Consider the following 16,075-nt stretch of genomic DNA (forward strand, 5'->3'; position numbering starts at 1 on the left):
CGATAGCCGCTTCTTCGCGCCTTTCGGCTTGTCCGTCCCGCTCCACAATCCACTGGCTGACACATGAACGGGATGGTTTCGACAATGGGAAGCGCAGTAGCGAACGCGATCGACCAGGCGCTCTCGCGCGGCGAAGTCGGCCTGCAGGTCGCGGCGTACCACCGAGGTGAGCTGGTCGTCGATATCAGCGCCGGGAAAGCGTCGCCGGACGGTCGTGACGTCGACGCGGGCACGATCTTCTGGGTGGCCTCCGCGGGGAAGGTGTCCACGGCGACCGCCCTGCACGTGCAGGTGGAACGGGGGCTGCTCGACTACGACCAGCCGGTGTCGTCCATCTGGCCGGAGTTCGGCACTCATGGCAAAGAGTCGTCGACGGTGCGCGATGCCCTCACCCACCGCGTCGGTCTCCCCGACTTGCCCAGCGACGCGACGCCGGAACTGCTCGGCGACTGGGAATGGATGGTCGAACGACTCGCCCGTTCGGCCCCGAGTGACTATCCGGCCCATCGGAACGCCTATCACGCACGTACCTGGGGATACGTCGTCGGCGAGATCGCTCGGCGGGTCGACCCAGCGGGCCGATCGTTCGAGGACCTCGTGCGCGAGGAGGTCCACACACCCTTGGGAATCACCGAGATATGGCACCGGCTGCCGGAATCGGCGCAGACAGATGTCGCGGTAGTACAGGGGGAGATCCTCAGCGGGGATCCGGCGAAGTTCACCGTCACCGCCGACCACGAGATCAACACTCCCGGGTACCGGGATCGGATCGATCCGAGCGGCGCGTGGGCGACCGCACGAGGGGCCGCACGCCTCTGGGCGCTGTACGCCCAGGGCGGCCGGCTCGACGGAAAGCGCCTGCTGCCCGCCGAGCGCATCGAGACCTTCCTGGCACCTCGGGCGTGCACCCACCCGGCCGGTTCGATCGCAGGACCACGAGCCGTCATCGGAACGGGCGGACTGATGGTGGGCTCAGCGCTACCCGCGTGCGACGAGCTCCTGGGCTTTCGAGGCAATCGTGTCCTCTGGCACCCCGGCGCGGGCGGAGCCCTCGGGTTCGCCGATGTGGACGCGGAGCTCGCCGTCATGATCTGTCACAACGAGTTCTTCGACGAGCGGCCGCACCCGCGGCACCCGTTCGCGGATCTCGTCCGCGCCGTGTACGCCGATGTCGCCGGGTGAGCTCCTGAATCAGGCCGCGACAACAGCCGCGTGGGTCGCGGGGGTAGGACCCGCACGGCGATAGCCTCGGGTGATGACCGACAACGAACAGCCCGCTGAGCGGCACCGGCGACCCGCCGGTGCCGACGCGGCGACCGTGGCCGCGGTGGGCAAGCTGTCCGAGGCGTTGGAGACCACCGAGCGGGCCCGCGGGCACCTCTACAGCTTCCATCAGCTCACCGGCGGCGCCGATCTCACGCTCGGTGACGCGGTGGACATGCTGCGCGCGGCCGGCCACCACCGGCTCGCCGGGAAACTCGCGGCCGAGCTGGTCGGCCGCAATGTGCTGCCCGGCCGGTGGACTTTCCAGATCGTGGAGGAATACGACGAGGACTACTACGCGCGGTTCCGGCAGCTCGAGCGCGAGATCCGGGACGAGCTCGTCGACGGCCGCACCCATCTGTACGAGGCCGAGATGAAGCAAGCCCGCCGTTCCCACGGTCGTGCCGGCCACGAGGCCACACCGGACAGCTAGTCCGTCATCGTGGCGCCGAGCAGATCGCGCAGCGCCCGCTTCGGGTCGGGCAGAATGACATTCATGACAGACCTCAACGGCCAGTTGACGATTCGGAGCGCGGGCGGCACCGACGAGTTGTTCCGATTGCTGGAGTGGTTCCGCAACGACGACGCGCTGCGTGGCCGGGTCGGCCTGCCCGCCCCGCGGATCCGTGAGGGTCAGCTGGGCGATATCTACGATGTGCTCGTCGTCGCGGTCGGCGCCGGTGGTCTGGCACCCGCTCTGGTCAGGTCGCTGAATTCCTGGTTCACCACTCGCCGTTCCGATATCAAGCTCACGCTCGAGCGCGACGGCGTCACAGTCGAGGTCGATGCCAAACGCGCCAAAGCCCCCGAACTCGTCCGCGAGATCCAGAACCTGCTCGGCGACACCGACACCACGGAATAACCGTGCCGTCACCTCGTCCCGGTGCACGTGCGATCCTCATCGGCACCGCCTCCTACACCCACCCGGACCTGACCGCGATCCCCGCCGCACTCAACAACCTCACCGACCTTCGACAGATACTGACCTCCGCCGGCGGGGCTTTCGCCCCGGAGCACTGCGTCGTCGTGCCCGACCCACGCAGTGGCACCGAGGTCGGCGAAGCTCTGGCAGAGGCCGCGGGTGAAGCCACGGATGTCCTGCTCGTGTACTACACCGGCCACGGAGTCCTCGATTCCCGCGGCCGCCTCCATCTCACGGTGACCGGGACCAACCCGGCACGTCCGTCCTGGTCCTCGGTGCCGTTCCAGATGCTGCGCGAAGAAATCCTCGAATCCCGCGCCACCGCCCGCGTCTTGATCCTGGACTGCTGCTATTCCGGTCGCGCGTTCGAAGCGATGAGCGATACCACCACGGTGATCGCCGGCGAAACCAGCATCCACGGCACATATACCATCACCTCCTCGGCCGCGAACGAAGCGTCCTTCGCGCCTCGCGGCGACCGCAACACAGCCTTCACCGCCGCGCTGTTGGCCGCGGCGAAGGCCGCGGACCTCACCCTCGACGATCTCTATCGCCGTACCGAACAACACCTGATCGATCACGGCCATCCCCGTCCCCGACGACGATCCATCGATGCCGCCGGTGGCCTCAAGCTGCTCGGCGCGACCGATGAACTCCGATTCCGGCGCGCCGCCGATGCCGGAGACGTTGCGACGATGAACAGCCTCGGGGTCCTGCTCCACAAGCGCGGCGATCTCGACGAAGCAGAGACCTGGTACCGCAAAGCCGCTGACACCGGCCACACCAGCGCCATCTACAACCTCGGCCTGCTCTTCGAGGATCGCGGCGGATTCGACGAAGCCGAAATCTGGTACCGCAAAGCCGCCGGCACCGGCCACACCAGAGCGATGAACAGCCTCGGGGTGCGTCTCGACAAGCGCGGTGAACTCGACGAAGCAGAGACCTGGTACCGCAAAGCCGCCGACACCGGCCACACCAGCGCCATCTACAACCTCGGCCTGCTCCTCGAGAATCGCGGCGAATTCGACCAAGCCGAAACCTGGTACCGCAAAGCCGCCGACACCGGCCACACCAGAGCGATGAACAACCTCGGGGTGCGTCTCGACAAGCGCGGCGAGCCCGACGAAGCAGAGACCTGGTACCGCAAAGCCGCCGACACCGGCCACACCAGCGCCATCTACAACCTCGGTCTCCTCCTCGAGAAGAACGGTCAACTCGACGAAGCCGAAACCTGGTACCGCAAAGCCGCCGACACCGGCCACACCAAAGCCTTGAACAATCTCAGGCTCCTCGTCGAGAAGCGCGGTAGCTCCTGACGACGCCACCGCGACCTCTGCGCGGTGGCGCCGGGGGATCAGCGGAGCAGGTCGGCCGCCTTCTCGCCGATGACCACCGCGGGGGCGTGAGTGTGGCCGCGGATGATGCTCGGCATCACCGAGGCATCGGCCACGCGTAGGCCGTCGAGGCCGCGGACCGTCAGGTCGGGGGTGACGACGCTGGCGGCGTCGGTGCCCATCCGGCAGGTGCTGGTCGGGTGGTAGAGGGTGTGGGAGTGCCAGGTGAGGGCGTCCTCGAGGGTTTCCTCGACCGTGGGCTGTTCGCGTTTCGGCTGGAGGAATCGGCCGATCCGGGAGCCGAGCGGCTCGGCGGACACGATGCTGTGCGAGATGCGCAGCCCGGCCAGGAGCGCGGCGCGGTCGGCGCCGTCGGGGTCGGACAGGTAGCGGGGGTCGACGAGCGCCTTGGCCATCGGGTCGGCGGAGGCGAGGCTGACTGTGCCGCGGCTGCGTGGCTGGAGCAGGATCGGGCCGATCGCGATGCCGTGGCCGGGCGCGACGCCGATCCCCTCGTCGTAGAACGGGGCGGGCCCGAAGATGATCTCGAGGTCGGGGAGTTCGAGTTCGGGCCTGCTGCGCACGAAGCCGTACGCCTCACCGACATTCGAGGTGAGCATGCCCTGGCGTCGCGCGAGGTAATTGAGCAGTTCCAACGGCTTCTCGGCGGCGAACAGCGTGTCGGAGTCGACGGCGAAACCGATCAGCGAGATCAGGTGATCGGTGAGGTTACGGCCGACCTCGGGCAGGTGGTGCACAACCGGAATGCCCTGGCGCCGAAGCTCTTCCCGATCACCCACACCGGACAGCTGCAGCAGCTGCGGGCTGTTGATCGCACCGCCGCACAGCACCACCTCCTTGTGGGCGCGCACCAGCCGGGTCTCGCCGTTCCTGCGGTATTCGACACCGACGGCACGGGTGCCCTCGAACACGATCCGGGTCGCCTGCGCACCGGTGAGCACGGTCAGATTCGGCCGCTTGCGCGCGGGCTTGAGATAGGCGTCGGCGGTGCTCCAGCGGGCGCCGCGCTTCTGGCACACCATGGTTTTCGTGAAGCCTTCGGGCTGCGGCAGATTCGCGCGCTCCCGCTTGAAGCCGGTGTGCTCGGCCGCGGCGAGGAAGTCGTCGGTCCAGCCGCGCGCGCTGCGCTGATGCGCGATGCGCAGCGGTCCGGAGCGGCCCTCGTCGGGTTCGGCGGCGTCCTCGACCGATTCGATGCGCCGGAAGTACTCGGCTACCTGTGCGAACGACCAGCCGGGCCCGGCGGCGCGGGCCCACGCGTCGTAGTCGGCCGCGAAGCCGCGGACCCACATCATCGCGTTCATCGATGACGACCCGCCGAGCATCTTGCCGCGCGGCCAGAAGATCTGGCGGTCACCGAGTTCGGACTGCGGGGTGGTGAGGTAGTTCCAGTCGAGGTCGGTCTGGAACAGCTTCGAGAACGCCGCCGGAATGTGGACGGCCTGGTTCTTGTCCTCTGGTCCGGCTTCCAGGGCGATGACGCTGGTGCCCGAGCGCTCGCTGAGCCGTGCGGCGAGCACAGCGCCCGAGGAACCGGTGCCGACGACGACGTAATCGGCGATGCTGGTGTTCATCTGATTCTCCATGGAGGTCGGGCTCAGCCACGCAGGGCGGAAGCGAAGATCTGGGGCAGGCGCAGCCAGCCGGGCTCGGCGCCGAATCCGGCGAGCAGCCTGCCCGTGCTCGCGGCGGTCTTGTTGCCGACGAACCACGGCGGCTTCGGCGAGATCGCGAGTTCGCCGTGCAGCACCGACCGCGGCGCCGGGCGGAACGGGCCGCGCACGACGGTGCGTTCCACCAGGTCGATCAGCCACGCGTTGTGGACGACGCCGATACCGCTCTGCACGTCGTCGATGGTGTGGCCGGGGAAGGCGCCCCAGGACGCGGTCGGTGTCAGGTAGCCGACGCCGGTCCACGCGTTGATCGCCACCGTGCCGTAGCGCAGGTCCTCGATCAGCTCGTCGAAGGACGCGCCGAGCTCGTCGATGGTGTCGGGCTTGGCGATGATGTTGACGCCGAGCGTGCCGACGAACGCGTCGTTCGCGGTTCGGGCCGCGGCCCTGGCGAATTCCGTTCCGGTTCCCGGCAATTCGACCACGCCGAGCACCGGCGCGAAGTACTCCTCGGCCAGCAGCGGCTCAGCCGGAGATGCCGTGATCCCGGTGACCAGCACCCGTTCCCCGCCACGTCCGAGGCGCTCGGCCCGCGGATAGGACTCGCAGGCCCGCGCGAGGCGATCATCGCTGCCCGGGTAGTACGCCGGGCGGGCGGGGGCGTTCGCGAGCGCGGTGCGCACCGCGGCGAGGAATTGATCCTTCTGCGCCCAGTCGGCCGAGATGATCATGGCCTGCGCGGCGACGCAGTTGTAGCCGCCGTTGTGCAGACGCTGGGTCGCGACATGTTCGGCTTGGAAGGCGATATCGGCCGCGCTCCAGTCGCCCGGCAGCACGATCGTCGGCGACACACCACCCAGCTCGCTGGTGACCGGCTTGGTCAGCTTCGGTGTGCCCGCCCGTTTCCGCTCGGCCGCCTCGGCGCCGGTACCCCAGACGATCGCGTCGTGGGTGCGCGCGCTGCCGGTCATGTGCACGTGATCGACGAGGTCGTTGTCGATGAGGTACCCGCCCACCTCGGCGCCACCGGTCAGCAGGCGCACCGCGCCGAGCTCGATCAGCGGCGCCAGGATCTTGCCGAGTATCGGCAACATCGGATCGGTGATCGGGTTGAGCTTGAGCGCGACGACCCGGTTGTGCGCGATCAGCTCGTAGAGCACGTCCAGCGGCGCGATCGAGGTGATGTTGCCCGCGCCGAGTACGGCGCCGATCCCCTGTGTCCGTCTCGGATCCAATTGGGCCAGACCGGCATTCGCCTTCGCGGCGGCAGTGCTGACGCCCCGCCGCAACCACACCTTCGCGCTGAAACCGTTGAGCAGCAGCGCGTCGAACGGGCTCGCGGGCAGCACGTCGACGGTGACCCGGTCGCCCGCGATCCCGAAAGTGGCCTTGTCGAGCGGACTCTCGCCGCGCGCGAGGACATCGAGCGTCTTCGACAGCGCGCCGAGCCCGGCGGCCATCACATACGGTCCCGAGATCCACTCCTCGCCGACCAGCGGCGAGGAAGCCGCGAGGCCCTTGATGCCGACGGCCGCGTCGACCCACTCCTGAGCGTGCCGCCCGGTGAGCTCGCGCACCCGGTCGAGCAGCGCACGCCGGCCGGTCAACGAGGTGGCCGCCCACCTCTTCTCGCCTTCGACGAGCTCGGACAACGCGGTATCCACCGCGGCGAGGGCGGGCTCTGCCTTCTTGGTGACCACTGGCGATCCTCCACAACTGTTGGGCCGGTCCACGACACGCGGCGGCCGAGATAGTTCGATTCTGTCGCCGCGGACCGGATGAGCGCCATGTGCGCCCGTTGCGGATCTACCCCCGCTACGTTTGTGCCCGGGCACAAACACACCGTTACCTGCCTCATGCCGATCTTCGGACGATTCGCTAACAAATGCGGCATACCAGTGATAACTACAATGCCGGGCGATAGTCACGATGTGCTCGTGCACAAACCCGTAGTGGCGTGACTCACGTCGGAGACCTAGTCTGTAGGGATGACCGCACCACCGCCGACCACCACCGCGCCGCCACTCGGGTTGGCCGCACCCCTGCTCGATTCGGTCGAGGCGATGGCCGTGGAGCTGGTCAGCCGCATCGCCGGTGCGGACCGGTCCTATGCCGATCCCGGACTGCTGACGGCCGAGGAACTCCAGCAGGCGTGCCTGGACAACCTCACCGCGATCATCAGCGCCCTAGCCGGAACCGAGCCGACGCGACTGCATGCCGCACGCGCGGTCGGACGGCTCAAGGCCGAGCGTGGCGTCCCGCTCGCCGCACTGCTGCACGCCTACCGCCTCGGTGGCCGACTGACCTGGGAGGAACTCACGGCCAGGTCCGCCGGTCCGGGCGATCCGCGGCTACACGACCTCGCCACCGACCTGTGGGAGCTGATCGACAGCTTCTCCGACGCGGCGGTCGAGTCCTACCGCGAGACCGAGATCATGCTCGCCCATGTCGACGCACAAGCCCAGAGCCGTTTGATCCGTACGCTTTTCGACGATCACTCCGACAATCCCGCGCACACCATGACCGCGCTGCGCACCTTGGGCCTTTCCGAGAACGGCACCTTCGCCGTCGTGTCGATCGAGACCGCCGACCCCGGTGCCACCCTCCCCGGCCGCCTGGTCGGCGCGCTGCGCGATCTCGGCGCCAAGTCCGTGTGGGATTCACAGATCGACTCGCACACCGGGCTGCTGTCCGCGGCGACACCGGCGGCGGTCGAGCGGGCCTGCGACGCACTGGCCGAGCTCGTCGACGGACGGATCGGCCTCAGCGCCGCCTTCACCAGCCCGACCGCCATACCCGGCGCGCTGACCGAAGCCCACCTCGCCGCCCGCAGCGTGCGACCCGGCGCGCACGCTGTCGTCCGGTTCGGGACTGAGCCGCTCGCGCACCTGCTCGTCACCGTGCCCGAGGCCAGCCGCCGCGCCGCCGCCCAGATCCTGGGACCGGTGCTGCGACTACCCGCGCCCGACCGTGACGATCTGATCGCCGCGCTCGACGCGTGGTATCGCCACCGCGGATCGACCGCCGCGGCCGCCGACGAGCTGCACTGTCACCGCAACACAGTGCGCTATCGCCTGCGCAAAGTTCGCGACCTCACCGGGCGCGACACCGCCGACCCGGTGCATTCGGCGGAACTGCATCTCGCGTTGCGAGCAGTCACACTCCTGGGGCCGTAGCTGCCGGACCCGTCGGGAACCTGCGATGAGTTTTGCCGGGTGGGCTCGTCTGCATCGATAGACCTCGCAGACGACAAAGGAGAATCCGATGGCGACCACGTACACCTTCGACGTCTTTTCCAGCCTCGACGGATACGGCGGCTACAACGGCGACGGCGACTGGGGTGGGTACTGGGGCAAGCAAGGGCCCGAACTGCTCGACCATCGCCTTGCCCTGTTCGCGACCGAGCAGCGAATGGTCTTCGGGCCCAAGACCTATCAGGCATTCGCCGAGATGCTGGCTTCGGGCGAGGTGGCCGAGGTGCGCGACCCCTGGGTCACCCGGATGCGCGATCTCCCGGCGACGGTGGTGTCGACAACGCTGGAAGGACCGCTCGACTGGCCCGACGCGACCATCGCCCGCGGTGACGCCGTCGACGTCGTGGCCCGGCTCAAGGAGGAGTCCGAGGTGCCGTTGCGCTCACACGGCAGCCTGTCGATGAACCGGGCGCTGATGGCGGCGGGACTCGTCGACCGCGTCCAGGTGACGGTGTTCCCGGTGATCACCGGACGGACCGGTGACGACCCGATCTTCCGTGGCGCTGCCGACTTCGACCTCGAACTGCTGGAGAGCCGCACGCTCGACGGCAATATCCAGGAACTGATCTACCGCCCGACCCTGCACGGCTGAGTCCCGCCGAGCTCACCCCTGACCGGGGCACCACCGCCGGCCGCGCCACGCGTCAGGTCGTCGCGGAGTGCGCCGACGGGACGACACCGAGTTGCTGCATCATCCCGAGCGTGTCCCAGCACGCCCAACTCTCGATGATCTTGCCGTCCCCGAAGCGATTGATGGTGATTCCTTGGACGACCGCTGATTTGCCGGTGGCGGGCATCCCCATCATCGGTTCCGGTTCCGGTCCATCGGGTGGTGACGAAGTCGCCTTCGGCGATCTGCTCGTTGACCAGGAACCGTTGATCCGAGAAGGCGGCGAGATACATCTGCGCGAGCCGCTCGAGGCCGTCGGAGCCGTGGACCTCGGCGAACGGGTGGTCGTGCACGGCGGGTCAGCGGGCGGCCGAGCTCACCCCTCCCTGACCGGGGCCGGTCGTGGCGCGAGCTCGGTCGACGGGAGCGGTCCGGGGTGCAGATCGCGGCCCGTCGTCTCGGCCGTGAGCGCGAGCGCGCCGAGGGCGAGGGCGGCGGTCGCGACGATGATCACGCTCAGCGGCACACTCGAACCGTCGAACGTGGCCAGCAGGCTCGCGGCGATCATCGGGGTGAAGCCCGCGCCGATCAGTGCCGCGCTCTGGTAGGCGATGGACACTCCGCTGTAGCGGATCCGGGTGGGGAACATTTCCGACAGCAGCGGCGTCAACGGCGCGTACATCGCGTTCTGCAGCAGCTGGGCGAACATCAAACCGGCCGTCATGATCCACAGCGAATGGGTGTTGACCAGTGCGTAGAGCGGGAAGGCGAACAGGATCGCGCCGACCGCGCCCGCCATCATCACCCGGCGCCTGCCCAGCCGGTCCGAGAGCGCCGCGCACAGCGGGATGGCGACGACCGAGACCACCACCACGAACAGCAGACTACGCATGACATCGCCTACCGCGTAACCGATTCCGGTGGCGTAGGCGATGATGTGCGAACTCGTCAGCGCGGTCAGCGCGAAGGGCGCGATTCCGGCGATCACGGCGAGGGCGACCGGTCGTGGTTGCCGCAGCACCTCCAGCGCGGGGGTCGACGGACGATCCTGCGCGGCCTCGAACACCGGGCTCTCCGCCACCCGCCGCCGCACATACAGGCCGAGCACCAGCAGAGCCGCACTCAACAGGAACGGCACCCGCCAGCCCCACGTCGTGAACTCGGACTCGGGCAGCTGGGTCACCACGGCGACGGCGGCCGTCGACAGCAGGAACCCGAAAGGCGTGCCCAACTGCATGATTCCCGCCCAGCGACCGCGACTGCCCGCGTCCGCGTGCTCGACCACCATCAGCGCCGCACCGCCCCACTCCCCACCGACAGCGATGCCCTGCACCACCCGCAACAGCACCAGCAGCACCGGCGCGGCCGCACCGATCGTGTGATAGGTGGGCAACAGACCGATCAGCGCGCTCGAGACGCCCATCATGACCATCGTGATCATCAACATCGATTTGCGGCCGAGCCGATCGCCGAAGTGCCCGAAGATCACCCCGCCGAGCGGACGGGCGACGTAGCCGGCGGCCAGGGTGCCGAACGCCGCGATCGTGCTCAGCGCCGGATTCGACCCGGGGAAGAACAGCGGCCCGAACACCACCGCGGCCATCGTCCCGTAGAGGATGAAATCGTAGTATTCGATCGTCGTCCCCAGCAGACTCGAGAAGGCCGCGCGCCGCCGTAGGCTTGCCTCGACTCCCTGCGGGACAACGGGATTCGTACTCTCGGGTGGCGGCGTACTCATGGAGTCGCTCCTTCATCGTCGCATCGCAGAACCCGGCGAGAGTCCCAGTGCGACAGCACCGTCGGCAACGCCCGCGACCACTGAGCGGGATCGCGCGACGAATTCGCGGCGTCAGCCGGTCGCGCCGAGGACTTCGCGCAGCCTGGCCGCGAAGGCTTCGGGCTGACCGGCGTAGCCGTACTCGTCGTCGACGAATCCGCCGTGATGGCTGGGGAACACGGTGGCCTCCTGACCGAGCAGGGCGGCGATGGCGTCCGCGGTGCGAGCTGTTTCCAGGCCGAGGGATTCCTCGCCGACCGCGATGACGATGCGGGTGGGAGCGGCGGTGAGGGCCGAGATGTCGGGGCGGTAGTCGCTGACCGCCCAGGAGGCGTCCGAGAGCAGCGGGTCGGTGCGGACGCCGTCGTCCTCGGTGGGCAGGCCGAACGCGGCCGGGTCCGCCGGGGGCTGGGCGAAGTATTCGTCGGTGAATTCGCCTGCCCAGGACGTCATCGCGATGAAGGCCGCCATGCCCGCACCGAATCCTTTCGCCTCGTAGGCGTCGCGGACCGCCGCGCGGGCGCGTTGCGCGGCGGGCGCGTCGTCGAGCAGGGCGATGAGCGGCGGCTCGTGCGCCACGAGGGTGGTGACATCGCGGGGATGAGTGGCCACCAGCGCGAGCGCGGTGATCGCGCCGCCGCTGCTGGCGAACATCTCGACCGGGCCTACCCCGAGCGCGGTGATGATGGCGTGCACGTCGGCGACCTGCGCGTCGGGAAGGTGTTCGGTCCGGCTGTCCTTACGGACGCTGCGCCCGAGCCCACGTGGGTCGTAGGTGACGACCGTGCAGTCGGGGAAGTTCGACACCAGCGCGCGAAACCCGCTGGCGTCCATCGGCTGGCCGATCATCATCAACGGTGGACGGCCGTCGGCTGTGGGCAGCGGACCGTGCAGGTCGTAGGTGAGGTCGGCTTCGGCGGTCTCGAGTACATGTGTGGTCATGCCGATAGAGACGCCGCGGGACCGTGAATTTCATCGGCGACCGGTACAGTCCGCTCGGTTGCGCGGTCCGTTTCACCGACTGCCCGGCGTGTCAGAATGCGGCCATGACCATCAAGTTCGACGCACTCGATGCCGCCTTGCTCGCCGAACTGGCCAAGGACCCGCGGGCGCCGATTCTCGAGTTGGCGCAGCGGCTCGGGGTGGCGCGCAATACCGTGCAGGCGCGGATGAAGCGGCTCGAGTCGTCGGGGGCGGTGCGCGGGTATCCACCCGATATCGACGTGCAGGCGATCGGGTTCGCGGTGCACGCGTTCCTCGGGATCGAACTCGATCAGAACAAGATGGATCCGATCATCGAGACGCTGCGCGGGTTCCCGCACGTGCTCGAGGTGCACGCCACCACCGGTCGCGCCGATCTGCTGGTGCGCATCGCCGCGCGATCGCAGCAGGATCTGCTGGAAATCATCCAGCGGGTGCATGCCATCGACGGCGTGAACCACACCGAGACCATGCTCGCCCTTGCCACGCCGATCGGGTTCCGGAGCCTGCCACTGGTCGAACATCTGACGAACCGGGCGAACCAGTCGTGATGTGACCCAGGTCTCCGAACTCGAGCAGATTGGCACATCCACGCCAGTGGCCCAGATCACTTTTGAGCAGACTGATCAACTTTTCCACTGACTGTTGACACCGATTGCCCCTCCACGGCACATTTCGCAGCACCGATAGCAAGTTCCTTCGTTGCGCAGCTCACGATCTGGGTTGTGGAAAGTGTGGTGAGGCGTCAATGACCACCGTCGTCTGTGCGACTACCCGACAGCTGCCCGAGCCGGCCGCGCCCTACGACCTCGCCGACCGCTATCGCTCCGGCGCGGGCCCGGTGCTGCTGACCGGGGTCCAGGCCATCGCCCGGCTGCTGGTGGAACAGCATGTGCGCGATATCCGCGCCGGTCGCCGCGTCGCGACGTTCGTCTCCGGCTACCAGGGCAGCCCGCTGGGCGGGGTGGACAAGATGCTGCTCGGCATGCCAGAAGTACTCACCGAGCACGACATCACCTTCGTCCCCGGGTTCAACGAGGAACTGGCGGCCACCTCGGTCTGGGGCAGCCAGGCCGACTTGCCCGCCGGGCAGCCGACCCACGACGGCGTGGTCGGCGTCTGGTACGGCAAGGGCCCCGGCGTCGACCGCGCGACCGACGCCATCCGGCACGCCAACATGTACGGCGTGAACCCGCGCGGCGGCGTGCTGCTGCTGGTGGGCGACGACCCGGCCTCGAAGTCCTCGACCGTGCCCGCGGTGAGCGAACGGTCACTGGCCGCCATGGGTGTGCCCGTCCTGTTCCCGCGCAACGCCGAGGAGATCATCACCCTCGGTATGCAGGGGATCGCGATGTCACGGGCCTCGGGATGTGTGGTGGCGTTGAAGATCGTCGCCGATGTCGCCGACGGGGCATGGACGATCGACGCGGACGTGGCCGACCTCGCCGTGACGGTGCCCGAAGTGCAGTGGGAGGGAGCACCTTTCGTCTACCGGCAGCGGCCGATGGCGGCGCCGACCGACAGCGTGCTCGCCGAGGCGGACCTGTACGGGCCGCGCTGGGCGACGGTGCACGCCTACGGCGCGGCCAACGCCCTCGACGTGATCGAGGTGGACCCCGCCGACGCGAAGGTCGGAATCGCCGCCACCGGAACCACATTCGACGCGGTCCGGCAGGCACTGCTCGACCTCGGTGTCGACGAGGCGACCATGCACCGGGCCGGCATCCGCCTGCTGCGCATCGGCATGCCGTATCCGCTCGGCACAGCGGCGCTCACCGAGTTCGCCCGCGGACTCGAGCAGCTGATCGTCGTCGAGGACAAGACCGCGTTCATCGAAACCCAGGTCCGCGAGATCCTCTACGGCACCCCGGACGCGCCGCGCGTGCTCGGCAAGCAGGACGAACGCGGCGCGCGGCTGATGCCGGTCGACGGCGAACTCACCACAGGGCGACTGCTGGCGCCGCTGCGCCGGGTGCTGCGCGGGCGGGTGGAGCTCAAACGAGCTGCGCCACCGGCACTTCCACTGGAAGTCCTCTCGGCCAAGCGCACGCCCTACTTCTGCAGCGGCTGCCCGCACAACCGCTCCACCGCCCTGCCCGAGGGCTCGATCGGCGGCGGCGGCATCGGCTGCCACACGCTGGTCACCATGTCCGGGCGCACGGACAGCGCCGTCACCGGGCTGACCCAGATGGGCGGCGAGGGCAGCCAGTGGATCGGGCAGGCGCCGTTCACCGATGTGGGGCACCTGTTCCAGAACATCGGTGACGGCACCTTCTTCCATTCCGGGCAGCTGGCGATCCAGGCCTGTGTCGCGGCCGGGGTGAACATCACCTACAAGCTGCTCTGGAACGAAGTCGTCGCGATGACCGGCGCCCAGGACGTGGAGGGCGGGCTCACCGTCGCGCAGCTGACCCACAAGCTCAGCACCGAGGGTGTCCGCAAGATCGTCATCTGCGCCGATGAGCCGAAGCGGCACAACAAGCGGGCGCTGGCGAAGGGCACGCTGCTCCTGCATCGCGACCGGCTCGACGAGGCGCAGAAACTGCTGCGTGAGGTCGAGGGCGTCACGGTACTGATCTATGACCAGCACTGCGCCGCCGACGCCCGCAGGCAGCGCAAGCGTGGCACCCTGCCGGTCCGCAACACCCGCGTGGTGATCAACGAGGCCGTGTGCGAGGGCTGCGGTGACTGCGGCGCCAAGTCGAACTGCCTGTCGGTACAGCCGGTCGAGACCGAGTTCGGGCGCAAGACCCGCATCGATCAGACCTCGTGCAATACCGACTACAGCTGCCTGGACGGCGATTGCCCCTCGTTCGTGACGGTGGAAGTGGTCCCCGACAAGGCAAAAGCCAAGCCGCGCAAGACCGTTGAGCCGCCCGCCGTGGCCGACCCTGGCGTGGACGCACCGCAGCGAACCCAGAACGTGCTGATCGCCGGCATCGGCGGCACCGGCATCGTGACGGTGAACCAGGTACTGGCCACCGCCGCGCTGCGCGCCGGGTACGAGGTGGAAAGCCTGGACCAGATCGGCCTGAGTCAGAAGGCCGGTCCGGTGCTGTCCCACCTGCGTTTCGCCGCAACGGAATTGGAGCCTGCCAACCGGCTCACCCCGGGCAGCGCGGACTGCCTGCTCGCCGTCGACCTGCTCACCGCCACCGATCCCCGCTACCTCCAGTACGGCGATGCGGCGAGCACCGTGGCCGTGGCGTCGACGAGTCAGACCCCGACCGGCGACATGGTCTTCGACAAGTCGGTGGCCTACCCCGCGACGGAAACCCTGCTGGATCGGCTTGCCGCGGCGACGAATTCGATCAGCCACTTCGACGCGCTCGCCGCGGCGCTGACCCTGTTCGGGAACACGGCGGCGGCCAACTTCCTGATCGTCGGCGCGGCCGTGCAGACCGGCGGGTTGCGACTGCCCGTCGCCGCGATCGAGGAGGCCATCGGGATCAACGGTGTCGCCGTCGATGCCACCATCGCGGCGTTCCGGTGGGGACGGGTCGCCGTCGCCGATCCGGCCGCGTTCGCCGCGGCGGTCGATACGGGCAGGCCGCAGCGGACCCAGCCGGTGGTGCCCGCGGAGTTGCTGGCGCACACCAGCTTCGAGGGCGAGGTGCGGCGGCTCGTGGAACTGCGAGCGGCGCAGCTGATCGGCTACCAGAACGAGAAGGTGGCACACCGCTACGTCGAGACAGTCGAAACCATCTGGGCGGCAGAACGTTCCGTCACCGAGCGCACCGATTTCAGTGAGGCGGTCGCGCGCGGGCTGTTCAAGTTCACGGCCTACAAGGACGAGTACGAGGTGGCCCGACTGCTCGTCGACCCGGATTTCCTCGCCGACGTGCGAGCCCAGGTGCCAGGCGGTGAGCAGCTCACCTACAAGCTGCACCCGCCGATGCTGCGCGCGATGGGCCGCGACAAGAAGATCGGGCTCAGGCCGAAGTCGCATGTGGCGCTGAAGGTGCTGGCCAAGGGCAAGTTCCTGCGCGGTACCAAGCTCGACCCCTTCGGCTACGCCCACGTCCGCAAGGTCGAGCGCGAACTGCTGGCCCACTACACCGACCTGGTGCACCGACTGGCAAACGATCTGACCACCGAGAACTACGAAACCGCCACCGCGGCAGCCGCACTGACCGACGTCGTGCGCGGCTACGAGGACATCAAACTCGGCAATGTCGAGTTGTACCGCGCCGGACTACGCGAGCTGGGCATCGAGTACTGACCCGGGGGCACCAGCCCCTCCGCCGCGACTGCGGCTGAGCACATCGCCGCGCCCGCGGCACCACCACGTCGCCGCACC

General features: G+C 68.6%; 12 protein-coding genes and 1 pseudogene. 8 read left to right on the forward strand and 5 right to left on the reverse strand.

What is annotated here, in order from left to right; translation table 11 throughout:
* The first annotated feature begins 84 nt into the window (after positions 1–84).
* The 4 genes from ACWZHB_RS20510 to ACWZHB_RS20525 all read left to right on the forward strand — a co-directional run bounded on the left by ACWZHB_RS20510 (position 85) and on the right by ACWZHB_RS20525 (position 3,501).
* Positions 85–1,182: a serine hydrolase domain-containing protein gene (locus tag ACWZHB_RS20510; protein WP_427903465.1), complete on the forward strand. Its 1,098-nt coding sequence runs from the start codon at positions 85–87 to the stop codon at positions 1,180–1,182.
* A 73-nt stretch (positions 1,183–1,255) separates the two neighbouring features.
* Positions 1,256–1,696 carry a hypothetical protein gene (locus ACWZHB_RS20515; protein WP_427903466.1) on the forward strand — a complete coding sequence of 147 codons (441 nt, stop codon included), beginning with the start codon at positions 1,256–1,258 and terminating at the stop codon, positions 1,694–1,696.
* A 63-nt stretch (positions 1,697–1,759) separates the two neighbouring features.
* A complete protein-coding gene (locus tag ACWZHB_RS20520) occupies positions 1,760–2,125 on the forward strand; it encodes an effector-associated constant component EACC1 (RefSeq protein WP_427903467.1) in 366 nt (121 codons plus the stop codon).
* A 2-nt stretch (positions 2,126–2,127) separates the two neighbouring features.
* Positions 2,128–3,501: a caspase, EACC1-associated type gene (locus tag ACWZHB_RS20525; RefSeq protein ID WP_427903468.1), complete on the forward strand. Its 1,374-nt coding sequence runs from the start codon at positions 2,128–2,130 to the stop codon at positions 3,499–3,501.
* Positions 3,502–3,539: 38 nt separating this feature from the next.
* On the opposite strand, the gene ACWZHB_RS20530 is transcribed toward ACWZHB_RS20525, so the two are convergent.
* Together ACWZHB_RS20530 and ACWZHB_RS20535 are read right to left on the reverse strand one after the other, a co-directional pair.
* Positions 3,540–5,114 (reverse strand): GMC family oxidoreductase, encoded by a 1,575-nt coding sequence (locus ACWZHB_RS20530; RefSeq protein ID WP_427903469.1) that lies wholly within the window; start codon positions 5,112–5,114, stop codon positions 3,540–3,542.
* Between the two features lie 23 nt (positions 5,115–5,137).
* Entirely contained in the window at positions 5,138–6,853 is a 1,716-nt protein-coding gene (locus ACWZHB_RS20535; protein WP_427903470.1) for an aldehyde dehydrogenase family protein, read from the reverse strand.
* Positions 6,854–7,141: 288 nt separating this feature from the next.
* Between ACWZHB_RS20535 and ACWZHB_RS20540 the strand changes: the two genes are divergently transcribed.
* Both ACWZHB_RS20540 and ACWZHB_RS20545 read left to right on the forward strand, forming a co-directional pair.
* Complete coding sequence (locus ACWZHB_RS20540) at positions 7,142–8,329, forward strand: PucR family transcriptional regulator (RefSeq protein ID WP_427903471.1); 1,188 nt, start codon at positions 7,142–7,144, stop codon at positions 8,327–8,329.
* A gap of 88 nt (positions 8,330–8,417) precedes the next feature.
* Positions 8,418–8,999 (forward strand): dihydrofolate reductase family protein, encoded by a 582-nt coding sequence (locus tag ACWZHB_RS20545; RefSeq protein WP_427903472.1) that lies wholly within the window; start codon positions 8,418–8,420, stop codon positions 8,997–8,999.
* A gap of 52 nt (positions 9,000–9,051) precedes the next feature.
* Here ACWZHB_RS20545 and ACWZHB_RS20550 read toward each other — a convergent pair.
* The 3 genes and pseudogenes from ACWZHB_RS20550 to ACWZHB_RS20560 all read right to left on the reverse strand — a co-directional run bounded on the left by ACWZHB_RS20550 (position 9,052) and on the right by ACWZHB_RS20560 (position 11,736).
* Positions 9,052–9,370, reverse strand: a pseudogene (locus ACWZHB_RS20550) (ester cyclase).
* A gap of 23 nt (positions 9,371–9,393) precedes the next feature.
* Complete coding sequence (locus ACWZHB_RS20555; protein WP_427903473.1) at positions 9,394–10,755, reverse strand: MFS transporter; 1,362 nt, start codon at positions 10,753–10,755, stop codon at positions 9,394–9,396.
* 111 nt (positions 10,756–10,866) lie between these two features.
* A complete protein-coding gene (locus ACWZHB_RS20560; protein WP_427903474.1) occupies positions 10,867–11,736 on the reverse strand; it encodes an alpha/beta fold hydrolase in 870 nt (289 codons plus the stop codon).
* Between the two features lie 104 nt (positions 11,737–11,840).
* On the opposite strand from ACWZHB_RS20560, the gene ACWZHB_RS20565 reads away from it, so the two are divergent.
* Positions 11,841–12,326 carry an Lrp/AsnC family transcriptional regulator gene (locus ACWZHB_RS20565; RefSeq protein WP_427903475.1) on the forward strand — a complete coding sequence of 162 codons (486 nt, stop codon included), beginning with the start codon at positions 11,841–11,843 and terminating at the stop codon, positions 12,324–12,326.
* Between the two features lie 197 nt (positions 12,327–12,523).
* A complete protein-coding gene (locus ACWZHB_RS20570) occupies positions 12,524–15,997 on the forward strand; it encodes an indolepyruvate ferredoxin oxidoreductase family protein (protein WP_427903476.1) in 3,474 nt (1,157 codons plus the stop codon).
* The last annotated feature ends 78 nt before the right edge of the window (positions 15,998–16,075 follow it).

The sequence above is a fragment of the Nocardia sp. FBN12 genome, from assembly GCF_054031145.1.